This is a genomic window from Paraburkholderia atlantica (genome assembly GCF_009362785.1).
Classification (GTDB): Bacteria; Pseudomonadota; Gammaproteobacteria; order Burkholderiales; family Burkholderiaceae; genus Paraburkholderia; species Paraburkholderia atlantica.
The window spans coordinates 1-670 of sequence record NZ_WHNQ01000225.1 but is presented as its reverse complement, the minus strand read 5'-3'; the positions used below and the strand labels follow the sequence as shown (position 1 = coordinate 670).

Here is a 670-nt window from a genome sequence, read left to right as displayed (position 1 = left end):
AGTTGTTGTCTATGGGCACATGTCCGTCGTCGAGATAGCGCGTCAGCGCTTCCCAGCGTTTAAGGCTGTAATCCAGCGCTTTCGCAATCGCTGAACCTTCCGAAACCAGCTTGCGCTGCGCCACCATCCATTCATGAAGTGCGTCGCACACCGGTTTGGCCCGGCTCTGTCGAAGCCTGCGACGCTCTTCAGCTTCCAGTGTCTGCGCCTCGCGCTCGATGTCGTAAAGCGCAGCGAAGAATGGCAGCGCCAATGCGGCGATCTGGCTGCTGTGATTGGCATGCAGATCGAAGAACCTGCGTCTCGCGTGCGCCGCACATCCGATTTCAGTGATTCCCTGCTGGAATCCAGCCTTGTACCCACTGTAGTCGGCGCACACCAGCTTGCCCTGCCAGCCAGCGAGGAACGCGCGGGCATGTTCGCCTGCCCGGGCTCTCGGCGAAGTCGTAGACCACGGCACGCAGATCACTGTAATGCGTGGGCGTTAATCTCCCGCTCCCTGTCCTCGACCTGGGCAATCAGCTGCGCGGCAAGCGCGCGTAATTGTTCCGGGCTGAGGGCGTTAAGATCGGCGGGCAGGTTCATGCAGACGAGTCTGCCAGAACCTTGGAGACCGGGAAAGCGCCACCGTTTACGTCCTTGCGGGCGTCATACGACGCGAATCACGCCG

1 pseudogene is annotated in these 670 nt (G+C 60.9%); it reads right to left on the bottom strand.

The annotated features are described in order from the left end of the window. Positions 1-479 (bottom strand): annotated as a pseudogene (locus GCT19_RS42400) (IS66 family transposase); the annotation flags it as partial. Between the last annotated feature and the right edge of the window lie 191 nt (positions 480-670).